This is a genomic window from Rhodococcus sp. MurmanLake-1 (assembly GCF_056945715.1).
Genome location: NZ_JBWZNF010000001.1, coordinates 1,284,973 through 1,304,191, shown reverse-complemented (window position 1 = coordinate 1,304,191; position 19,219 = coordinate 1,284,973). Strand labels below are relative to the sequence as shown.

Sequence of the window (19,219 nt, the reverse complement as noted above, 5' to 3'; positions counted from 1 at the left end):
CGCCGATACCGAACGGTACTCACCGAATCCAGGGGGACGACATGGGCTTTACCGCAACTACCGCTGAATTGATCGATTCGGCGGGGACCATCGACGGACATCTCGGTGACATCAGGGGACTGGTCAACGCTGTTCGGTCGGAGGCCGACGCTTCGCACAATTCGTGGAACGGTGCGGCGCAGGTCGAATACGCAGGAATCATGGAGCGATACAACAGCGCGGCCCTGAAGTTGGACACTGCTCTGACCGACATCTGCGAGCAGATCAAACAGGCTGCGGGAACCTTCGACTCGACCGAAGACGACAACGTCAGCTCGCTTCGCGGCGCGACGGTGAACATGTCCTGACCGTCAGTTCTTCGCCGTTCGATCAAGCAGTCCTCAGCCAGTAGTTCTCACAAAGTTCTCTCCAGTCACACCGAACCGGGAGCAGTTATGTCCGACAGGATCAAGTACGACTTCGGCGGCCTCGCAATGCTGTCCGATCAGATGAAACAGCAGGCAAAAGCGATCAACGACAAGCAGGGCGACATCAAGGTTGTCGTCGACAAGCTGCAAGCAGGCTGGGAAGGGGCAGGTTCCGAAGCCTGGAACGACGCACAGCGCCGCTGGGCCCAGGCGTCCGAAGAACTGAACATGGTTCTCGCGCAGATCGCCGGAGCGACGGCGAGCGGCTCGGAGAAGATGCAGGAAGCTGACCGGATCGCCGCAAACGGGTTCGGTCGCTGACAACATTCATGTCGTGACGACACCCCGACTGCCCCGGTACCGTCAGGTTGCCGGGGCAGTCGCATGTCGATCGCTTACCTGCTGGTTCCGGACGAGGGCATTGTCGGCGGAGATGGCTGCGCTTTGACCTGGCAGCGGGTAGACCGGTATCGTCTATCGGTGGCGTGCCGTAGGGCTCCGGCAGAAATGCGTGGAGACCGGCGGTTCTCGGGTCTCAACTGGCCGCCGAGGATCGTTTACGCGATACGCACATGGTCAGCAGTGGAATGAATTAAGACGAGGAAGATCTGTGTCTACGTACACCCCGAAGGCCGGAGATGTGACCCACTCGTGGCACGTCATCGACGCCACTGACGTGGTGCTCGGCCGTCTTGCCGTTCAGGCAGCGAACTTGCTGCGTGGCAAGCACAAGCCCACCTACGCGCCGCACATCGACGGTGGTGACTTCGTTGTCATCATCAACGCTGAGAAGGTTGCCATCAGCGGCAACAAGCTGCAGGGCAAGAACGTTTACCACCACTCCGGATTCCCGGGTGGCCTGAAGTCCCGCACTGTCGGTGAGGTCCTCGACAGGACTCCCGATCGTCTCGTCGAGAAGGCCATTGTCGGCATGCTCCCCAAGACGAAGCTCGGCCGCGCAATGAGCAGCAAGCTCAAGGTCTACGCGGGCCCGAATCACCCCCACACCGCGCAGCAGCCGGTGCCGTTCGAGATCAAGCAGGTCGCACAGTGACATCGCCGGAAGAGCAGAACGTGTCCGAAGAGAACATCGAAGCAGTGGAAGAGCTTGTCGCCGCTGACGCAGTCGAGGTCGTCGAAGAGGTTGCTGCAGCTACGCTCGCACCGATCGTCCTCGATCGCCCGGTCCAGACCGTCGGTCGCCGCAAGGAGGCTGTCGTTCGCGTCCGGATGACTCCCGGTACCGGTCAGTTCAAGCTCAACGGCCGTACGTTGGAGGATTACTTCCCCAACAAGGTTCACCAGCAGCTGATCAAGGCTCCGCTGGTGCTCGTCGAGCGTCCCGAGTCTTTCGACATCATTGCACTGCTGCACGGTGGCGGCCCGTCCGGTCAGGCAGGCGCACTGCGTCTGGCTATCGCGCGCGCACTCATCGAGGTAACCCCTGATGATCGTCCGGCCCTCAAGCGTGCAGGCTTCCTGACGCGTGACGCCCGCGCGGTCGAGCGTAAGAAGTACGGCCTGAAGAAGGCCCGTAAGGCATCGCAGTACTCCAAGCGCTGATGCTTTGCCGAGGTTGACCCGACGGGTCTGCTTCGGCACCTGTTCACCACAAGAGCGGGCGTCCATCGTTACCGGACGCTCGCTCTTGTGTTTCTCGGAGAAATTCCATTCTCGAGTTTCATTCTCGAGGTTCACAGGATTCAGGAGTCATTCTATGGGTCGGTTGTTCGGTACTGACGGTGTTCGTGGACTTGCCAATTCGGATCTGACTGCAGATCTTGCATTGAGATTGGCGGCTGCCGCGGCGAGCGTACTGACAGCCGGCACTTCGGATGCCCGTCCGACCGCCGTGATCGGCCGCGATCCTCGCGCCAGCGGTGAGATGCTTCAAGCCGCGGTGACGGCCGGGTTGAGTTCCGCAGGCGTCGACGTGCTCGACGTGGGTATCCTTCCGACTCCGGCAGTTGCATACTTGACGGCAAAGCTCGACGCCAGTCTCGGTGTCATGATTTCTGCATCGCATAATCCCATGCCGGACAACGGAATCAAGATTTTCGCGGCCGGTGGGCACAAGTTGGATGACGCTGTCGAGGTGGCGATCGAGGCTGCACTCGACGGCACTGCGCCGCCGGTCCTTCCGACAGGTGCCGGCATCGGCCGAGTCCGTGCGGTCGACGACGCCGCTCAGCTGTACCTTGCGCATCTGGCGAGCGCGGCGAGCGAGCCACTCGCTGGACTTACCGTTGTCGTCGACTGCGCCAACGGCGCTGCTTCCGCGCTCGCACCGGTTGCCTACGCAGCAGCGGGCGCTCGCGTCATCGCGATCAGCGCAGATCCCGACGGCCTCAACATCAACGACGGCTGCGGATCGACGCACCTGGAGAATCTTCAGAAAGCCGTAGTCGATCACGGGGCGGACCTAGGCCTCGCGCACGACGGCGACGCCGACCGTTGCTTGGCCGTCGACGAGACCGGCGCGGTGGTCGACGGTGACGCGATCATGGCTGTTCTGGCGATCGCGATGAACGAGGCCGGGGAGTTGGTCGAGAACACTCTCGTCGCGACTGTCATGAGCAATCTCGGTTTGCACATCGCGATGCGCGAGGCAGGCATCAACATCGTGACTGCTGCGGTAGGCGACCGCTACGTCTTGGAGGAATTGCGCGCGGGCGGGTACAGCCTCGGTGGCGAGCAGTCAGGCCATGTTGTGTTGCCGGCGTTCGGCACCACGGGCGACGGAATTCTCACCGGTCTCAGGCTGCTCGGACGCATGGCTCGTACGCGTAAGTCGGCATCCGTACTGGCTGCAACGATGACCACCCTCCCGCAAGTGCTGATCAACGTGAAGGTCGGGGACAAGGCGGCAGTCGCAGCGTCGCCGTCGGTACTTGCAGCAGTCGCGGACGCCGAGCGCGTTCTCGGTGACGGTGGTCGAGTGCTCCTGCGCCCGTCCGGGACAGAGCAACTGGTCCGCGTCATGGTCGAGGCCACTGAACTTCCGCTCGCGCAGAAGCTGGCTGACGAGTTGGCCGAGATCGTCGGTTCGGTGTAGCCCCCTCATTACGCGTTCGCGTTTAGAGGGAACGCAATTGCGCCCCGCTGCGTCCAAGGAGTCAAAGGCCGCTCGACGTGCGAGTGGTTCCGTTGAAACTTGGGGGCGCTCGTGGATGTCGACCGCGCTGGAACAGATGAATTGGCACGTCATGCGGTGTCGGTGGCCCAGGGTCTGCGCGATTCTGCCGAGCCGATCAAGCGTTTGCGATGGGGCGGTGCCGCTTCGGGCCGTGACTACGCCGAGCACGGAGCCGCGTTGGCGTCGGCATTGGCGGTCCTGAATTCTCGCTTGACTGGCCGTGCGGATCTTCTCGATACGTTGGCGCGCCGGCTTTCCTCTTCGGCTGAGGCAATCACTGAGGCGGATCGCGAGGGTGCGCGGCGGGTGCGGGACTCCGGCGGGTCGGCCTCGTGATACCGAACAGCCTTACAGCCCAGGCAGTACCGAACGGCCCGTGTTCTTTCGAAGATATTCTTGCACTGCGTGATTCACATGCTCATCCCGACGAAATTCTGGAAGCGGGCGCTAGCGGACTGCAGTTCTTCGGCCGATTTCACGACCTGGCCACTCGGTTGGGTTTCGAAGAACGGATGCTTACCTCCTATGAGGATGCATATCGCGCAGAGGCGGGCATCGATATCGCGGCACTGACGCGAGACATGTCGGACATGGCTGCGGCGGTGGACGGTTCGGTCGCGGAGATCGCGATGCTGACGGTCCTGGCCGAGAATCTTCCCGCAGTGTGGAATGTTTCCGGCGTGGATGCGGTCGTCGATCAGGTCTTCGCCGCGCGGCGCGAAGCTCGGTCCGATGCGGATTCGGCGCCACTGTTGATCACGCTAGCCGACGAACTTGCGCGGACTGTTCGAACGGCTTTGGCAGACAAAGCTTTCAAGGTGGCCAGCCTCGACCGGGCGACCATCGGCGGTCTGGGTGCGGGGGAGATCGATCAGCTGGCTCACGTCGCTTCCAGCGGTCGTGGCGCGGCGCCATGGCTGGACACCGTTTTTCGCTCGGCGTATCTGGATGCCCGCGACGAATTCGACAGGGCGTGCGCGCAGTGTGCGAGCGCGGTAGGCGATGCTTTTGATGCCGCGACTCAGTGGGTGACAGACGCCTTCCCGTCGACCTTGCCGGTCGCCGAGACGATCGAATCCGGTGCCGCGGCTGCGCCGATCTCTTTCTCGATCGGCGGCAACACATGGGGCTTCTCGATTGCGCCCGACGGTCGTGGGGTGAGTCTCGATGTCGCCGGTGCTGACGGGAACTCTGTGTCGGTCGCCGTGGAGTTGGACGAAAACGGTTGGCCGAGAATAGTTTTTGATGCCGGTCAGGACGCGGTCATGCAGGAGACATACCCGCAAGAAGCGTCCCAGCCCGCGACACTTCAACCCGAAATTCCCCAACCCGAAATTCCCCAGCCCGATATTCCCCAGCCCGAGATACCGGTTGAAACCACCGCCGAAGTCTCGCCCGCGCCGGACCCGGAGCCGCCTGTCACAGTCCCGGACGAGTCGATCGCCGGCCCCGACGGAGAGACGGGCGCTGAGCTGGCCGGAGCTGGTCCGCTGTGAAGTCCGTTCACGCGCCCTTCGAAGAGATCCGTCGAACTCTCGATTCTCAACTCGACGACTTCCGTGAGCGCAGAGCGGCAGTGGCGAGCGAGGAATCGCGCCAGGAGCCGCCGTCCGAAACGACGTCTGCCGATAACGACACGGAAGGGTCGGTCAGATCCGGCCCGTATCTGCGATCCGCGTCAGAGCCGACGACGACGCCGACGAAGCCGTGCTCGCCGCCGGAGTCGGGGGCGGGCACGGACTCCTACTTACGCAACAGCTGGCTGGCCCGCGCGTCGGAGTGAGGTTCAACCGGGAGCAACGGCGCCGTGTGTGGAATCTCGACATCAGGATCAGCAAAGTCCTGGTACTTCTTGTCGCCGGTCAGATGGAACAACAGGAAGCCCGTGAGCAGGCACCGTGTGGCGGACTGTGTCTTGCGCTCGGATCCACCGAGGCCCAGGGCTCCGAGGAGTCGGCGGCCTTCGATCAGTCCGGCGTCTTGGCCGTCGTTCACGGTGCGTGCGACGACGGGACCGCCCCACTCCACGCTCAGCGGGCGCGCATTGCTGGTCAAGGAATCGACGTCGTCTTGGCCGGCAAGGATCAATCCGGGCGCTGTGATCTTCGACGCGTAGTTCTCCGCCTTGGGTGCTGTCGGGGCCGGGAACAGCGCGGCTACCGCACCGACATCCCCGCGCTGCGCTGCGGCCAGTACCGCCGCGCCAGCGCCCATGCCGTGACCGGCAAAGGCGACTCGATCGGGGTGGACGCTGATCTGGCCAGGGCCGAGTCGTACGCCGACGCAGATGTCGAGCGTCGCTCGAAGATCTGCAGCCAAGCCGAGATGGGACGGGACCGGACCGCGTTCGCTGTCGGGCGCCGCTGCGACAATTCCCCAGGAAGCGAGGTGCTGGAGTGTCTGCTCGTACTTGTGGGACCCGACCATCCACCCGTGCGCGAAGGCAACGGCGGGGAGATTGAAACCGGTTTCCGGCGTGTACACGACACCCGGCTGTCCGGCCAGGGCGAGGTTGCCGCGGAGAACTCGGTGCGGGCCGCGCTTGGACAGCTCACGGGTCAGTGTCTTCAGTTTCGGTGCCACGGTTGAAGACGTTATCCGATGAGCCGTCTCGTGTATGCGGAGCCGACGCTGCAACCGGCTGGGGGATGTCTGTGGAACCGCAAAATGCGCCCACCGCCGATGTCCAAGTACCCTGAGTCACCATGTGCGGAATCGTGGGATACGTCGGCCACCGCCCAGCTCTGGGCGTTGTGGTGGAGGCTTTACGGCGAATGGAGTATCGCGGGTACGACTCGTCGGGAATCGCGATTCTCGACGGAACCGGTGGGGTCGAGATCGAGCGTAAGGCCGGTAAGTTGGCCAACCTCGAGGCGGAGCTCGGCGAGTACGGCGCGGATCACTTTGTCGGTACGTCGGGTATGGGTCATACCCGGTGGGCGACGCATGGGCGTCCGACCGACCGTAATGCGCATCCGCATCGTGATGCGTCGGGCAAGCTGGCTGTCGTTCACAACGGAATCATCGAGAATTTCGCCCCGCTGCGTGCGGAGCTCGAGGCTGCAGGCGTCGAGCTTCAGAGCGACACGGATTCCGAGGTGGCAGTTCACCTGGTAGCCCGGGCGTACGCCCAGGGGCCGACGGCAGGTGATTTCATCGAGAGTGCGCTGTCGGTGGTTCGTCGGTTGGAAGGTGCGTTCACGCTCGTCTTCACGCACGCCGACCACGCGGACACGATTGTCGCCGCCCGACGCTCGACGCCGCTCGTCGTCGGTGTCGGTGAGGGCGAGATGTTCCTCGGCTCCGACGTCGCTGCGTTCATCGAGCACACACGCGATGCGGTTGAACTCGGACAGGATCAGGCAGTGGTGATCACTGCGGACAGCTATCGGATCTCCGACTTCGCGGGCAACGAGGCAGAGGGGCGCCCGTTCCGCATCGACTGGGATCTCGCGGCCGCCGAAAAGGGTGGTCACGACTACTTCATGCTCAAGGAGATCGAAGAGCAGCCGACCGCTGTCGCCGACACGCTCCTCGGCCACTTCGAGAACGGGAAGATCGTCCTCGACGAGCAGCGGTTGTCCGATCAGGAACTGCGCGACGTCGACAAGGTGTTTGTCGTCGCCTGCGGTAGTGCCTACCACTCCGGACTGTTGGCGAAGTACGCGATCGAGCATTGGACGCGTCTACCTGTCGAGGTCGAACTCGCCAGCGAATTCCGTTACCGCGACCCGGTTCTGGATCGCTCGACGCTTGTTGTCGCGATCTCGCAGTCGGGGGAGACGGCGGACACACTCGAAGCTGTCAAGCACGCCAAGGATCAGAAGGCACGCGTCCTGGCGATCTGCAACACCAACGGTGCACAGATCCCGCGCGAAGCCGACGCCGTTCTCTACACGCGGGCAGGACCGGAAATCGCGGTTGCGTCGACCAAGGCCTTCCTGGCGCAGGTGACCGCGAACTACCTCGTCGGTTTGGCTTTGGCGCAGGCTCGCGGCACCAAGTATCCGGACGAGGTTGCGCGCGAGTACGCCGACCTCGAAGCTATGCCCGCGTTGGTCAGCAAGGTGCTCGAGACGGCAGAACCGGTGCGCGCGTTGGCACGCCAGTTCGCGCACGCGTCGACCGTGCTGTTCCTGGGGCGTCACGTCGGCTACCCGGTGGCGCTCGAGGGTGCGCTCAAGCTCAAGGAGCTTGCATACATGCACGCCGAGGGCTTTGCCGCCGGTGAGCTCAAGCACGGCCCGATCGCGCTGATCGAGGAGGACCTTCCGGTCATCATCGTCATGCCGTCGCCGCAGGGTCGCGCTGTCCTGCACTCGAAGTTGGTGTCCAACATTCAGGAGATCAAGGCGCGCGGGGCAACGACTATCGTCATCGCGGAGGAAGGCGATACCGTCGCCGCGGCGCACGCGGATCACCTGATCGAGATTCCCGCGTCACCGACTCTGCTGCAGCCGTTGCTGTCCACGGTTCCGTTGCAGATCTTTGCGGCCGAGGTTGCCGCGGCGCGCGGATACGACGTCGACAAGCCGCGTAACCTGGCGAAATCGGTTACGGTCGAGTAGTTTTCGTAGTGAAATTCGGGCCCCGCAGTCGAAAGACTGTGGGGCCCGAGTGCGTTACGGCGTCTCGACGACGACGGTTCCGCGCATCTCGGGATGCGGTGTACAGGTGTAGTCGTAGGTTCCGGGTTCGGTGAACGTGTAGGTGTAAGTTCCCGATTTCTTGAGTGGGCTGCGGAGTTTGCCCTTGGCGTCTCCGAGGCCGTTGACGTCGTGGGCCATTCCGTTGTCGTCGAATACCCACGTGACGGTGTCGCCGACGTTCACGGTGATGGAAGCGGGGGAGTACGCCATCCCGGAGATGGTCACCACGGGTCCGCTCGCCGTCGTTTCGGCCGCAGATGGTGTGGAGTCGGTGCCGGAACTGCACCCGACCAGGCCGAGAGCGAGGACGAGTCCCGCGATTGCCGGGCGAAGACGTGATTTCATGGTTTCGAGGGTAGCGACGGCAACTGAAGGGTTCCGACATGCGTGGGTACTACACAGCCGATCAGGTGCGAGCAGCGGAGGCGCCGCTGCTCGACAAGCTGCCCGACGGAGTGCTGATGCGTCGAGCGGCGTACGGTCTCGCGCGAGTCGTCGCGGACGAATTACGTTCCCGTACAGGATCGGTCGCGCATCGGTCGGTGACGCTTCTGGTCGGTACCGGCGACAACGGCGGTGATGCCCTGTGGGCGGGTGCGTTGCTCCGCAAACGAGGTGTGAGTGTTCGGGCCGTGTTGCTCGATCCGGCGCGCGCTCATCGGTCGGGCCTCGACGCTCTCCTGAAGGCCGGTGGCCGAGTCGCTGCCGAAGTCGGGTCGCCGGATCTGGTGATCGACGGCATCGTCGGGATTTCCGGGCACGGCGGTCTGAGGCCTGACGCAGCCGAGCTCGTCGGCCAGGTGGAAGCACCGATCGTGGCGGTCGATCTTCCGAGCGGCGTCGACGCGAACACCGGCGCAGTGGACGGCCCGTCGGTTTCCGCTGATGTGACGGTCACATTCGGTGCGCTCAAGCCGGTACACGTACTCGCGGCTCCGCTGTGCGGTCGTGTCGAACTCGTGGATATCGGACTGAGCGTCGGCGAACCGGCGTTCGGTTCGCTCGATCCGGCCGAGGTCGGTGCGCTGTGGCCGGTGCCAGGCGCGGAGGACGACAAGTACTCGCAGGGTGTGGTGGGCATCGTTGCGGGAAGTGAGCAGTATCCCGGCGCGGGAGTGCTCTGCACCGGCGCCGCGGTGACCGCGACCTCCGGACTGGTTCGCTACGCCGGGCACGGCGCCGCCGAGGTGCTCGCCCGGTTCCCGGAGGTGATTGCGAGTGAGACGTTCCAAGCCGCCGGGCGGGTTCAGGCCTGGGTGGTCGGACCCGGTATGGGTACCGACGACGACGCCGCGCGGCTTCTGGCGTCGGTACTGGCTACCGATGTACCCGTTGTCGTCGATGCGGACGGACTTACCCTCCTCGCTCAACGTCCCGAACTTGTCGCAGCCCGGACCGCGCCGACTCTTCTGACGCCCCACGCCGGCGAGTTCGCACGATTCACACCACTCAGCGACGACAGAATCGCGGCCACGCGTGCTCTCGCCGAACGCCTCGGAGTCACGATTCTGCTGAAAGGCCATACGACGGTGATCTCGGATCCCGGCGGTGAGGTCCTGGTCAACGACGCCGGCGGCTCCTGGGCGTCGACCGCAGGCTCGGGTGACATCCTCTCCGGTGTGATCGGCGCGTTGCTGGCGGCGGGTCTGAGCCCTCTCGAAGCCGGGGCCGTCGGGGCGCGGGCTCACGCGTTGGCTGCGAACATCGCCGCTGCCGGCGGTCAGAGCGATGTCGCCGGAGCACCGATTTCGGCTTCGCCGCTGCTGGGAGGTCTGCGCGAGTCGGTGCGTGTGCTTCGCTCTTTTGCCCTTGATTGAGGGTGTTCAAACCCGAACACGTGTCCGATTCTGCGCGGGTGGCAGGATTGTCGCCATGACGCTTGCCCAGGGAAGAGCACCGAAGGAGCCTGCGGAGGGGAAGGCGAGCCGACTCGACGACGCAGTAGGGCCGCAGACGGAGGCAGTCGTCGATCTGGACGCGATCGCGCACAACGTGCGTGTCCTGCGTGAATTTGCCGGTGATGCAGCGTTGATGGCGGTCATCAAGGCGGACGGATACAACCACGGCGCAGTTGCGGTTGCGCGGACGGCACTGTCGGCCGGAGCCCGGGAACTCGGCGTCACCACCATCGCGGAGGCACTGGTCCTTCGCGAGGCAGGCATCACCGCTCCCGTCCTGGCCTGGCTGCACGGCCTCGACGCCGATTTCTCCTCGGCGATCCGGTCCGACGTCGAGATCGGCGTGTCCTCGCCGCGGCACCTGGCTGCTGTCGTCGACGCGGCACGGGTTCTGGGACAACAGGCGACCGTGACGCTCAAGGTGGACACCGGTCTCAATCGCAACGGCGTCTCGAGAACCGAGTGGCCGCAGATGCTCGACGACCTCGCCACTGCCCGGGACGAGGGCACGATCAGGCTGCGCGGAGTGTTCTCCCATCTTGCACACTCGGACGAACCGCATCATGACGTCATCGACATGCAGAAGCAGCGTTTGATCGAAGCGGTTGCCGACGTCCGCGCTCGCGGATTCGAACCCGAAGTTGTTCATCTTTCCAACTCCGCCGCTACAGTCACCCGTCCTGACCTGCAATTTGACATGGTTCGACCCGGAATCGCGATATATGGATTGTCTCCGGTGCCCGAACTCGGAGATTTCGGTTTACGACCGGCGATGACGCTGCGAGCGAAGGTGATTCTGTTGAAGAAGGTGGCCGCCGGAGAGGGCGTCTCCTACGGGCATCAGTGGGTCGCACCGCACGACACCACTCTTGCGCTGCTTCCCGTCGGCTACGCCGACGGTCTGACTCGCTTACTGAGCGGCAAGTTCGAAGTGCAGTTGGGCGGCAAGCGTCGCCAGGCCGTCGGGCGGATCTGCATGGACCAGGTGTTGGTGGACCTGGGGCCGGACGGCGACGGAGTTCGCGAAGGCGACACCGCGATCTTCTTCGGCAACGGCGATCACGGCGAACCCAACGCGCAGGCCTGGGCCGACGTACTCGACACCATTCACTACGAGGTCGTGACCGGAATACGTGGACGCACTGTGCGTACGTACATCGGGGGAGAGACGTCATGAAGACTGCAGGAAAGATGAGCATTCTCGGTGGCCTGCTCAGTGCTGTGGCGCTCGGCTCGATGGCCGGCGTGAATGCATTCAAGACCGCGACGCGTCCGGGCCGGGAAATCTACGCGGACGAGGACTTCGACCTCATGACGCGCGACCGCAAGAGCACGGTGCGCACCGAGGACGGCGTCGAGCTGGCAGTTCGCGAAGTGGGACCGGATGACGCTCCGCTGACAGTCGTTTTCGTGCACGGGTACTGCCTGAGTGCGCTGTCCTGGCATTTCCAGCGCCGCCAACTCGAAGAGCGATGGGGCAACAAGGTTCGCATGGTGTTCTACGACCAGCGCGGACACGGAGATTCAGGTATGCCGCGTTCGAAGAGTTGCACGGTCTCGCAGCTGGGCCGCGACCTCGCGACTGTCGTCGAGGCCAAAGTGCCCAAGGGACCGATAGTTCTCGTCGGCCACTCGATGGGCGGCATGACGGTGCTCGCGCTTGCCGGTCAGCGACCCGAATGGTTCGATGGCCGAGTCATCGGCGTCGGGCTGGTCGCGACGACGGCGGCAGGGCTGGCCGAGACCGGTCTGACCCGCAATCTGCAGAATCCGATCATCGACGGGTTCCGGTTGGCAGTGCGCACCTCGCCAGGAGTGGTTCAGCACGCCCGGGGCGCTGCGCGAGTACTGATCACGCCGATCCTGCGTGCAGCGTCGTACGGCACCGATGTCAGCCCACGACTGCATGAGCTGTCGGACGGCATGCTCGACCGGACCTCGGTCGTGACCATCGTCAATTTCTTGCGGACGTTGGAACTGCACGACGAGTCCGCGTCCCTCGAGGTGCTCGCGCACACACCGGCAGTCGTGATCTGCGGCGATCAAGACATGATGATTCCGTTCATCAGCTCCAAGCGTCTCGCTGCCGATCTCCCCGAGTCTGAACTCGTGAGAGTTCACGGGGCCGGCCATCTGGTGCAGCTCGAGTTCCCGGCGATCGTGACGGACGCAATCGACAAGCTGGTGCAGCGTGCACAGGTAGAAGAGCGGTCCGATGTCGGCTGAGAACGCCACGGGACTTCCCGAATCCGGACAGATCAGGTTGGAAACGGCCGAGGATACCGAGGCTTTCGGCCGACGGTTGGCGGCGGGACTTGTTGCCGGCGACCTGGTGGTGCTGGACGGGCCACTCGGGGCGGGCAAGACCGCGTTGACGCGCGGAATCGGCGCCGGGCTCGGAGTGCAGGGCCGGGTGACGTCCCCGACGTTTGTCATCGCTCGTGAGCATCGTCCGGGCACCCGCCCCGGCGGCGGAGTTCCCGTCGGCATGATCCACGTCGACGCATACCGGCTGGGAGACAGCGGACCGCATGCGCTCGACGAACTCGATGCCCTCGACCTCGACACCGACCTCACCGATGCAGTGGTGGTGGTCGAATGGGGTGGTGACGTCGTGGAAAGGCTCGTCGAACGACACTTGCGAGTGCAGCTTCATCGGGAACCTGAATCGGATGTGCGGACTGCGAGTTGGTCCTGGACGTCGTGAAACGGCGTTTTGTGTCGCAGACGTCGTGAAACGGCGTTTGGTGTTATGGACGTCGTGACCCTCCCGGGCCGGAAGTAGTTCTTCACGTGCGGGTACCCTGAGAAATCGTGCTTGTTCTCGCAATTGACACCTCCACTCCGGCAGTCACTGCCGGTGTCGTCTCCCTGTCTGCTCCGTCACCGGACGCAGAGTCACCGGGCACCGAGTCGCCTGGCACCGAGTCACCGGGCACAGTGGAGACGCTTGCCGTGCGTGTCACGGTCAATCCTCGTGCGCACGCCGAGGTCTTGACCCCTCACGTCCTCGAATGCCTCGCCGAGGCCGGGCTCACGCCGGCAGAGTTGAACGCCGTCGTCGTGGGTGTCGGGCCGGGGCCGTACACCGGACTGCGTGTCGGCATGGCGACAGGCGCTGCCTTCGGTGATGCACTCGGTGTTCCCGTGTACGGCGTGTGCAGCCTCGACGCCATCGCGGCTGCGGTACCGACCACACAGAGCCTGCTCGTCGTGACTGACGCGAGGCGTCGCGAGATCTACTGGGCGCGCTACGACGGCGGAGTGCGCGTTGAAGGGCCGGCTGTGAATTCCGCCGGCGACGTCGATCCTTCGCCTTCGACGCTGATTGCCGGATCTGCTTCGCACGTGGACTTCTTCGATCTGCCCGTCGACCCGGCGGAGACACCCTCACCGGCCGGCTTGGTCACAGTCGCTGCTCGCGAGATTCTGGCCGGATCGGTTCCGGCCCCGCTCGAGCCGCTGTACCTCCGACGCCCGGATGCGAAGACCCTCGCAGAACGTGGCAAGTGAGACCGAGCAGATGAAGTACAGCATCGAGCCGATGAACGTCGATGACGCCGAACGGTGCGGGGAGTTGGAGCGCGCGTTGTTCGCGGGCGACGGACCCTGGAGCGCGCAAGCGTTCGTCTCGGAACTTGCGGGCGCACATAATCATTACTTCGTTGCCAGGGAACCCGACGGTCACGTCCTCGGCTACGCCGGAGTCGCGTTGTTGGGCGCGTCGCCGAACATGGAGGCCGAGGTTCACACCATCGGTACCGATCCCTCGGCTCAGCGACTGGGAATCGGCGGCGCGTTGCTCGATGCGCTTCTGACCCTGGCGGATTCACGGCAGTGTCCGGTGTTCCTGGAAGTGCGCACCGACAACGACCCTGCCATCGCGCTGTACCGGCGCGAAGGATTCGAGATCGTCGGAACACGAAAGAAGTACTACCAGCCCAGTGGGGCAGATGCGTACACGATGAGACGGCCCGCCGTGCTCGGTGTCCGCGAAATTGAGGAGCAGCAAGCATGATCGTCATGGGTGTCGAAAGCTCTTGCGACGAAACAGGTGTCGGTATCGTTCGCTGGAACGGTGACGGAACCTGCGACCTGTTGGCCGACGAGGTGGCATCGAGCGTGGATCAGCACGCCAGGTACGGGGGAGTGGTTCCCGAAGTAGCCTCGCGGGCTCACCTCGAGGCGATAGTGCCGACGATGCGCCGTGCCCTTGCTGCCGCCGGTATCGAGAAGCCCGACGCACTTGCCGTCACCATCGGACCCGGCCTGGCCGGTGCGCTACTGGTCGGTGTCGCCGCCGCGAAAGCCTATGCCGCAGCCTGGAACATCCCGTTCTATGCGGTCAATCATCTCGGTGGTCACGTCTCGGTTGACACTCTCGAGCACGGTCCGTTGCCCTCGTGCGTCGCATTGCTGGTCTCCGGCGGTCACACGCACCTGCTTCACGTCGAAGATCTGGGCAAGCCCATTGTCGAACTGGGCACGACTGTCGACGACGCCGCCGGTGAGGCCTTCGACAAGGTGGCCAGACTGCTCGGGCTCGGCTTTCCGGGCGGACCGGCACTCGATGCTGCTGCGCAAGAGGGAGATCGGAACGCAATCGCCTTCCCCCGCGGCATGACCGGCCCGCGCGATTCGCGGCACGACTTCTCGTTCTCGGGACTCAAGACGTCCGTCGCCCGCTATGTCGAATCGAAAGAGCGCGCAGGCGAGGCCTTTTCGATCCCGGACATCGCTGCCTCGTTCCAGGAAGCGGTTGCCGACGTCCTGACGCTGAAGGCAGTGCGTGCAGCCAAGGACGTCGGGGTCGACACGTTGGTTCTCGGCGGCGGCGCCACGGCCAATTCACGTATCCGTTCACTCGCCGAGCAGCGCTGCGCCGAAGCCGGCATCACGTTGCGCATTCCGAAACCTCGACTGTGCACGGACAACGGCGTGATGATCGCTTCGTTGGCTGCCCACCTGATCGGAAACGGTGCAGGCCCTTCGGAATTGAGTGTTGCCACGGACCCGGGGCTGTCGGTCTCGGTCAGCCAGTTGATGCGCTGAGAATCAACCGACTGGGACCGGTTCCCGATCCGGTGTGGTCGCGGGGCCGGGTTCGGGCGTCGAGGTATTCGGTTCACCGGGTTTTGTCGTCGGATCACCACCGGGGGTGGTGAGTTCGGTTTCGGTAGAACCGGATCCAGGATTTTCCGGCGTCGTCGGGTTTTCGCCGCCGCTCTCACCCGGGCCGAGACCGCCGCCGGGGTTTGCCTCGGTCGGATCGACCGGGGGAGTCGCCTCGGTGTCCGGAAGCGTCGGCCACCACGCCGGTGGATCGGGCAGCGTGATTCCGGGGATGGTCGGCCAATTCGGGGTGGTCGTGGTCGTGGTCGTCGTCGGCGGTGTGGTTGTCGTCGACGTGTCCGGTATCGGCGCCGGCGGAAGCGTGTACTGATGCGTTGTGTACGAGTGCGTGTCGAACGGCTGTGAGTCGAACGGCGTTGTGGGATAGCCGTACTGCGGGAAAGTGCTGCCCACTACCGAAGGCAGAGGATCATGCGAGGGGATGATCGTCGATCCGGTGCTCGGCGTCGCTTCGGGGCTCACCGTCGTCGTGGTCGAACCGGTTCCGACAGGCGAGACCGCGGTGTCGTCGGTCGGCACCAATTCCTTTGCGCCGTAGCCGAGTACCAGTCCGCCGACCACGAGCGCGCCGATCAAAGCTCCCGAGACCTTGGCGGTGGATCCCGAGCGCTGGTCACTTCCGGAGCCCAGCAAGGGGAAACGAATTGCGGTGATCGAATCTGCCAGGAGTGCAGCACCTTTGGTTGCCGCAGTCTCGGGCTCGACGATCTCGACCAAGGGGAGGTCGACGGCAGCGGCGACGGCGGACCGCACGGCCGGAATGTGTGCGCCACCGCCGATGAGCACAACGGCACCGACCGGCCGCGGTGAGCCGTTCACGACTTCCCGGATGAAGGTGACGGCGCGCTCGATATCCGGGGCGATGATGGCTTCGAACTCGTCGCGCGTGATCGCCATTGCATCGACGGGAAGGTCGATGGTCACCTTGGCGGCGGTGGACAGTTGCTCTTTCGCGACGTGGCACCGGGCAGCAAGAAGTTCCGCGTCGGTGTACCGGCGCAGGTGCCCTGGCGCCTTCTCCGTCACGAAGTCGACCAATGCCCGGTCGATTCCGGCCCCCGCGAGGGCGTCGATACGGTCGGAATGCAGAACTTCACCGGTGTGATCGACGACGGACACCGTCAGACCCTGATCGCCGACGTCCACCTGAGCTGTCGTGTCGTACCGCTCGGTTTTCCCGGTCTCGGCGAGATACGCGTGTACGGCGGCAGGTTCGGGGATGGCACGGACCTGCTTCGGCGAGCGCGAGAGAGATGACCTGATGCTCGCGAGCTGGTCGTCCGTGCGATAGCTGACACCGATCGAGCGCGGCGCTTCAGTTCCGTCCGTTACCTGCGTCGTCATCAGCTTGATGGACGCCCTGACGAGGTCACCGACGTTGGAATTGGCCTGATCCGCCGAGACGAAGCGAGTCTCGGCAGGCACCGCTCCTGGCGCGTTTGTGCTGGTATCGGTGTCGACGAGTGCTGAATAGACACCGGAAGATCCAGTGGAAATTCCCAGTGAACAACTCATCGCGCACCTCCTCACAGTCAATACCGGTCAATGTTCAATCGACCGCCGTTATATGAACGTTACAGAAGGTTCGTGAGGATTGCTCAGTGCTTTTTGTCTCCATGACACCCTTTTCGGACCGAAAGGGTGGTTTTACCTGCGAAATTGTCGATCATTGATTCATGCGGAAAAATGGCGATTCTCCCCACATCGACCGGGATCGACGACGCGCGCTGATCCGGGGTGCGGTGCTTCGACCCACGCTGACGATGATCGCCTTCGGATGTGCGTACTTCTTCCTGCCGTGGATCGATGTCCACACAGTGGGTGCGATTTTCCTCTTGATCGGTGGAGGGGCCGCGGTGCTTGCCGTGACGACCTGGCAGGTGCGTCGAATTCTGCGTTCCGATGTGCCTTCTCTGCAAGCGGTCGAAGCAGTGGCGGTCGTGATGCCGACCTACTTGCTGTTGGTGTCCATCACCTATTTTTCGGTCGAGCATGCGAGTGCCGGCAGTTTCACCGAACCGCTGTCGCGTATGGCGGCCCTGTACTTTTCGCTGTCGGTGTTCTCGACCGTCGGCTTCGGCGACATCGCTGCACAGACGGACCTTGCCAGGGGACTCGTGAGCCTTCAGATCGTCTGCAATCTGGTGTTGATCGGATTCGGCGTTCGATTCGTGGTTGCCGCAGTGTCGTGGGCGAAAGCGCACCGCTCGCCTTCGAGCGGACCTGAAATCACCTAGGACACTGCGGCAATCGGAGTCATCGTCCGGTGTGGACCAACAATTCGACGTTCTGGTCGACGCCGGTACCCGTCAACTTCGGGTCGCGGTGGATGTCGTTGAACGACAGTTCGCGGTACAGCGAGGCGAGCCCGGCTGCCGACTTGTCGCTGTACTCGACTGAATTGGGACTTTCCGCTTCGAAGAGCGTCGCAAGCAACGACACCGTTCCGTCGTGATTGTCCGCGATCTCGATGATGCGCCCGAGCTGTGGGTAGTCGATGTGAGAGGCGGTGTTGATCTCCCAGAAGCCCTGCTCGGGGGTCGCGCCGGGCCACGGGGTGATCTTGTTCTCGTGGGTGTGTCCGTTCACCCAGGCAAGTACGTTCGGGAAACGATGCAGCAAGTCCAGAAGCTGTGAACCGCGCAGGCGCGGCTCGAGGACGTTCTCGGGGTCGGGAATGAGATTGTCCATCGTGTCGCTCGTGTGGTGACTGAACAGCACGAAATAGGTGTCACTGCGCGACTCGGTGACGCGAGAGCCCGCGGCGTCGTAGTAGGTGCTGCTGCCGGCGCGCAGGGTGTTCTCGATCCACTGGAACTGAGCGGCGCCCAGCGAACCGTCGACAAGGCCTGCGCGGTTGGTGGAGTCCATGCTGATGCCGACGACGCCCGGTACGATCTGGAACGAGTAGTAGCCGATACCGGTTTCGCCGGCGTCGGGGGCGAAACCGTGCCCGACAGGGCCGGGGCCGGTGTGCGCGGGATCAAGGTGTGCGGCGATGAACTGCCGGGGTGTGAACGGTGCGCGCGACGGGTCGGGGGTGACCTGGCGCGGCGGCGTCGTGAAGGCGGACAGGATTCCGGGAATCGCACTGGGATCGAACTTGGTGGCGATGTCGATCTGCTTGGCCTGCTCCGGTGAACCGGGCACCTCGAATTTGAGAGATCCCGTGTACATCGCTTCGAGCGGTGGGATGCCGCTTGGCACCGTCCCCGACACCGAATCGTCGTGGTTGCCGAACACGCAGTACCAAGGGGTGTTCAGGCCGGGGCTCGACACGGGAGTGAACGCGGCCCCGAAGAAGTCCGGAATCTCCGGGAAGCCGGCCTTCTTGTACATATCGAGCATCGGTGACTCGGGGTTCCAGTACAGATCGGCACCCGAGTTCTGCACACCCTCGTAGCGGTCCTTGGCGCCGGTGTTGGCGACGACGGTTCCGCCGTTGAGTGAGGTGAGGAACCAGTCGAGTTCGGCGAATTCCTTGTTGTCCGTGTTGTCGCCGGTGGTGACCACGGCATCGAAGGGGCGCGAGGTGTGCGGGCCGCTTCCGATCGAATTGACTCGTCGGACAAGCGAAATCAGCCCGTGCGCCGTCAAGGTCTCCTGGGGGCGGAACGCCGAGCCGGTGATCTGATGGACGTATTCGAAGCGCATGGGGGACTGGGCGTCGACGATGTGGACGTCGGTCAACTGCACGAGTGAGGCGAGCGCGGTGCGTCGGTCCTCGCGTCCTGACTTCGGCTCGGCCAACTCGCTGCGCACGATGTTCGCCCAACCGGGACCGGCAGTGAGCCTGGTGTAGCCGCTGCTGCTGACGGGCGTGGACACGGACTCGAGAGTGGTGCCGGGACCTGACGTCGGAATGGTCGACGCGCCTGCGTATTGCAGGCCCCACGGCTTGCCAAGGCTGACCGCGCCGACGGCGCCGAGTCCGGCGAAGGTCAGAAAACTACGGCGATTGATGTTCGTCACGAAGTGAACAATAGGTGAACGTGG

Annotated in this window: 21 protein-coding genes; 16 read left to right on the top strand and 5 right to left on the bottom strand. The window is 63.9% G+C overall.

The annotated features are described in order from the left end of the window. Nucleotides 1–41: 41 nt before the first annotated feature. From AC2ETI_RS06030 to AC2ETI_RS06000, 7 genes are all read left to right on the top strand, one after another. Entirely contained in the window at nt 42–347 is a 306-nt protein-coding gene (locus AC2ETI_RS06030) for a WXG100 family type VII secretion target (protein WP_003940986.1), read from the top strand. Nucleotides 348–434: 87 nt separating this feature from the next. Then, on the top strand, nt 435–728 hold the full coding sequence (locus AC2ETI_RS06025) for a WXG100 family type VII secretion target (RefSeq protein ID WP_003940975.1): 294 nt from the start codon (nt 435–437) through the stop codon (nt 726–728). Nucleotides 729–1,017: 289 nt separating this feature from the next. Next, complete coding sequence (gene rplM / locus AC2ETI_RS06020) at nt 1,018–1,461, top strand: 50S ribosomal protein L13 (RefSeq protein ID WP_019747566.1); 444 nt, start codon at nt 1,018–1,020, stop codon at nt 1,459–1,461. Next, the gene (gene rpsI, locus AC2ETI_RS06015; RefSeq protein ID WP_019747567.1) at nt 1,458–1,970 is read left to right on the top strand and encodes a 30S ribosomal protein S9; all 513 of its coding nucleotides are present in this window, start codon (nt 1,458–1,460) and stop codon (nt 1,968–1,970) included. Before rplM ends, rpsI begins: the two co-directional genes overlap by 4 nt. Before the next feature lie 154 nt (nt 1,971–2,124). Continuing rightward, entirely contained in the window at nt 2,125–3,462 is a 1,338-nt protein-coding gene (gene glmM / locus AC2ETI_RS06010) for a phosphoglucosamine mutase (protein ID WP_029254922.1), read from the top strand. A gap of 111 nt (nt 3,463–3,573) precedes the next feature. Further along, complete coding sequence (locus AC2ETI_RS06005; protein ID WP_019747569.1) at nt 3,574–3,879, top strand: hypothetical protein; 306 nt, start codon at nt 3,574–3,576, stop codon at nt 3,877–3,879. Between the two features lie 176 nt (nt 3,880–4,055). After that, nucleotides 4,056–5,039, top strand: coding sequence for a hypothetical protein (locus AC2ETI_RS06000; RefSeq protein WP_483633656.1), 984 nt, complete (start codon nt 4,056–4,058; stop codon nt 5,037–5,039). A gap of 46 nt (nt 5,040–5,085) precedes the next feature. Here AC2ETI_RS06000 and AC2ETI_RS05995 read toward each other — a convergent pair whose 3' ends face one another. Further along, nucleotides 5,086–5,280 (bottom strand): hypothetical protein, encoded by a 195-nt coding sequence (locus tag AC2ETI_RS05995; RefSeq protein ID WP_154606640.1) that lies wholly within the window; start codon nt 5,278–5,280, stop codon nt 5,086–5,088. Between the two features lie 6 nt (nt 5,281–5,286). Next, nucleotides 5,287–6,126 carry a poly(ethylene terephthalate) hydrolase family protein gene (locus tag AC2ETI_RS05990; protein ID WP_020969056.1) on the bottom strand — a complete coding sequence of 280 codons (840 nt, stop codon included), beginning with the start codon at nt 6,124–6,126 and terminating at the stop codon, nt 5,287–5,289. Nucleotides 6,127–6,248: 122 nt separating this feature from the next. Between AC2ETI_RS05990 and glmS the strand changes: the two genes are divergently transcribed. Further along, entirely contained in the window at nt 6,249–8,111 is a 1,863-nt protein-coding gene (glmS, locus tag AC2ETI_RS05985; protein WP_003940837.1) for a glutamine--fructose-6-phosphate transaminase (isomerizing), read from the top strand. Nucleotides 8,112–8,165: 54 nt separating this feature from the next. Here the strand turns inward: glmS and AC2ETI_RS05980 are convergent, their stop codons facing one another. Further along, complete coding sequence (locus AC2ETI_RS05980) at nt 8,166–8,537, bottom strand: cupredoxin domain-containing protein (protein ID WP_019747573.1); 372 nt, start codon at nt 8,535–8,537, stop codon at nt 8,166–8,168. Between the two features lie 38 nt (nt 8,538–8,575). On the opposite strand from AC2ETI_RS05980, the gene AC2ETI_RS05975 reads away from it, so the two are divergent. The 7 genes from AC2ETI_RS05975 to tsaD all read left to right on the top strand — a co-directional run bounded on the left by AC2ETI_RS05975 (nt 8,576) and on the right by tsaD (nt 15,142). Next, complete coding sequence (locus AC2ETI_RS05975) at nt 8,576–10,009, top strand: NAD(P)H-hydrate dehydratase (RefSeq protein WP_483633655.1); 1,434 nt, start codon at nt 8,576–8,578, stop codon at nt 10,007–10,009. A gap of 55 nt (nt 10,010–10,064) precedes the next feature. Further along, nucleotides 10,065–11,267 (top strand): alanine racemase, encoded by a 1,203-nt coding sequence (gene alr / locus AC2ETI_RS05970; protein ID WP_483633654.1) that lies wholly within the window; start codon nt 10,065–10,067, stop codon nt 11,265–11,267. Continuing rightward, nucleotides 11,264–12,316 (top strand): alpha/beta fold hydrolase, encoded by a 1,053-nt coding sequence (locus AC2ETI_RS05965; protein WP_047888576.1) that lies wholly within the window; start codon nt 11,264–11,266, stop codon nt 12,314–12,316. Before alr ends, AC2ETI_RS05965 begins: the two co-directional genes overlap by 4 nt. Continuing rightward, entirely contained in the window at nt 12,306–12,797 is a 492-nt protein-coding gene (tsaE, locus tag AC2ETI_RS05960; protein WP_080909677.1) for a tRNA (adenosine(37)-N6)-threonylcarbamoyltransferase complex ATPase subunit type 1 TsaE, read from the top strand. The genes AC2ETI_RS05965 and tsaE overlap by 11 nt, the downstream gene beginning before the upstream one ends. A gap of 107 nt (nt 12,798–12,904) precedes the next feature. Continuing rightward, nucleotides 12,905–13,603: a tRNA (adenosine(37)-N6)-threonylcarbamoyltransferase complex dimerization subunit type 1 TsaB gene (gene tsaB, locus AC2ETI_RS05955; protein ID WP_020906926.1), complete on the top strand. Its 699-nt coding sequence runs from the start codon at nt 12,905–12,907 to the stop codon at nt 13,601–13,603. A 10-nt stretch (nt 13,604–13,613) separates the two neighbouring features. Further along, nucleotides 13,614–14,108, top strand: coding sequence for a ribosomal protein S18-alanine N-acetyltransferase (rimI, locus tag AC2ETI_RS05950; RefSeq protein WP_020906927.1), 495 nt, complete (start codon nt 13,614–13,616; stop codon nt 14,106–14,108). After that, the gene (tsaD, locus tag AC2ETI_RS05945; RefSeq protein ID WP_019747579.1) at nt 14,105–15,142 is read left to right on the top strand and encodes a tRNA (adenosine(37)-N6)-threonylcarbamoyltransferase complex transferase subunit TsaD; all 1,038 of its coding nucleotides are present in this window, start codon (nt 14,105–14,107) and stop codon (nt 15,140–15,142) included. The genes rimI and tsaD overlap by 4 nt, the downstream gene beginning before the upstream one ends. Before the next feature lie 3 nt (nt 15,143–15,145). Here the strand turns inward: tsaD and AC2ETI_RS05940 are convergent, their stop codons facing one another. Next, entirely contained in the window at nt 15,146–16,738 is a 1,593-nt protein-coding gene (locus AC2ETI_RS05940) for an Hsp70 family protein (protein WP_483633653.1), read from the bottom strand. Nucleotides 16,739–16,899: 161 nt separating this feature from the next. Between AC2ETI_RS05940 and AC2ETI_RS05935 the strand changes: the two genes are divergently transcribed. Beyond that, nucleotides 16,900–17,460, top strand: coding sequence for a potassium channel family protein (locus AC2ETI_RS05935; protein WP_133728670.1), 561 nt, complete (start codon nt 16,900–16,902; stop codon nt 17,458–17,460). A gap of 19 nt (nt 17,461–17,479) precedes the next feature. On the opposite strand, the gene AC2ETI_RS05930 is transcribed toward AC2ETI_RS05935, so the two are convergent. Beyond that, nucleotides 17,480–19,195, bottom strand: a complete 1,716-nt coding sequence (locus AC2ETI_RS05930) for a TIGR03767 family metallophosphoesterase (protein ID WP_483633652.1) — start codon at nt 19,193–19,195, stop codon at nt 17,480–17,482. Nucleotides 19,196–19,219 lie beyond the last annotated feature (24 nt).

What these genes read in the sequence shown, in the direction of transcription:
- AC2ETI_RS06030 (WP_003940986.1), top strand. Translation starts at nt 42, where the DNA reads ATGGGCTTTACCGCAACTACCGCTGAATTGATCGATTCGGCGGGGACC.
- AC2ETI_RS06025 (WP_003940975.1), top strand. Translation starts at nt 435, where the DNA reads ATGTCCGACAGGATCAAGTACGACTTCGGCGGCCTCGCAATGCTGTCC.
- glmM (WP_029254922.1), top strand. Translation starts at nt 2,125, where the DNA reads ATGGGTCGGTTGTTCGGTACTGACGGTGTTCGTGGACTTGCCAATTCG.
- AC2ETI_RS06000 (WP_483633656.1), top strand. Translation starts at nt 4,056, where the DNA reads ATGCTTACCTCCTATGAGGATGCATATCGCGCAGAGGCGGGCATCGAT.
- glmS (WP_003940837.1), top strand. Translation starts at nt 6,249, where the DNA reads ATGTGCGGAATCGTGGGATACGTCGGCCACCGCCCAGCTCTGGGCGTT.
- AC2ETI_RS05980 (WP_019747573.1), bottom strand. Translation starts at nt 8,537, where the DNA reads ATGAAATCACGTCTTCGCCCGGCAATCGCGGGACTCGTCCTCGCTCTC.
- AC2ETI_RS05975 (WP_483633655.1), top strand. Translation starts at nt 8,576, where the DNA reads ATGCGTGGGTACTACACAGCCGATCAGGTGCGAGCAGCGGAGGCGCCG.
- alr (WP_483633654.1), top strand. Translation starts at nt 10,065, where the DNA reads ATGACGCTTGCCCAGGGAAGAGCACCGAAGGAGCCTGCGGAGGGGAAG.
- AC2ETI_RS05965 (WP_047888576.1), top strand. Translation starts at nt 11,264, where the DNA reads ATGAAGACTGCAGGAAAGATGAGCATTCTCGGTGGCCTGCTCAGTGCT.
- tsaE (WP_080909677.1), top strand. Translation starts at nt 12,306, where the DNA reads ATGTCGGCTGAGAACGCCACGGGACTTCCCGAATCCGGACAGATCAGG.
- rimI (WP_020906927.1), top strand. Translation starts at nt 13,614, where the DNA reads ATGAAGTACAGCATCGAGCCGATGAACGTCGATGACGCCGAACGGTGC.
- tsaD (WP_019747579.1), top strand. Translation starts at nt 14,105, where the DNA reads ATGATCGTCATGGGTGTCGAAAGCTCTTGCGACGAAACAGGTGTCGGT.
- AC2ETI_RS05940 (WP_483633653.1), bottom strand. Translation starts at nt 16,738, where the DNA reads ATGAGTTGTTCACTGGGAATTTCCACTGGATCTTCCGGTGTCTATTCA.
- AC2ETI_RS05935 (WP_133728670.1), top strand. Translation starts at nt 16,900, where the DNA reads ATGCGGAAAAATGGCGATTCTCCCCACATCGACCGGGATCGACGACGC.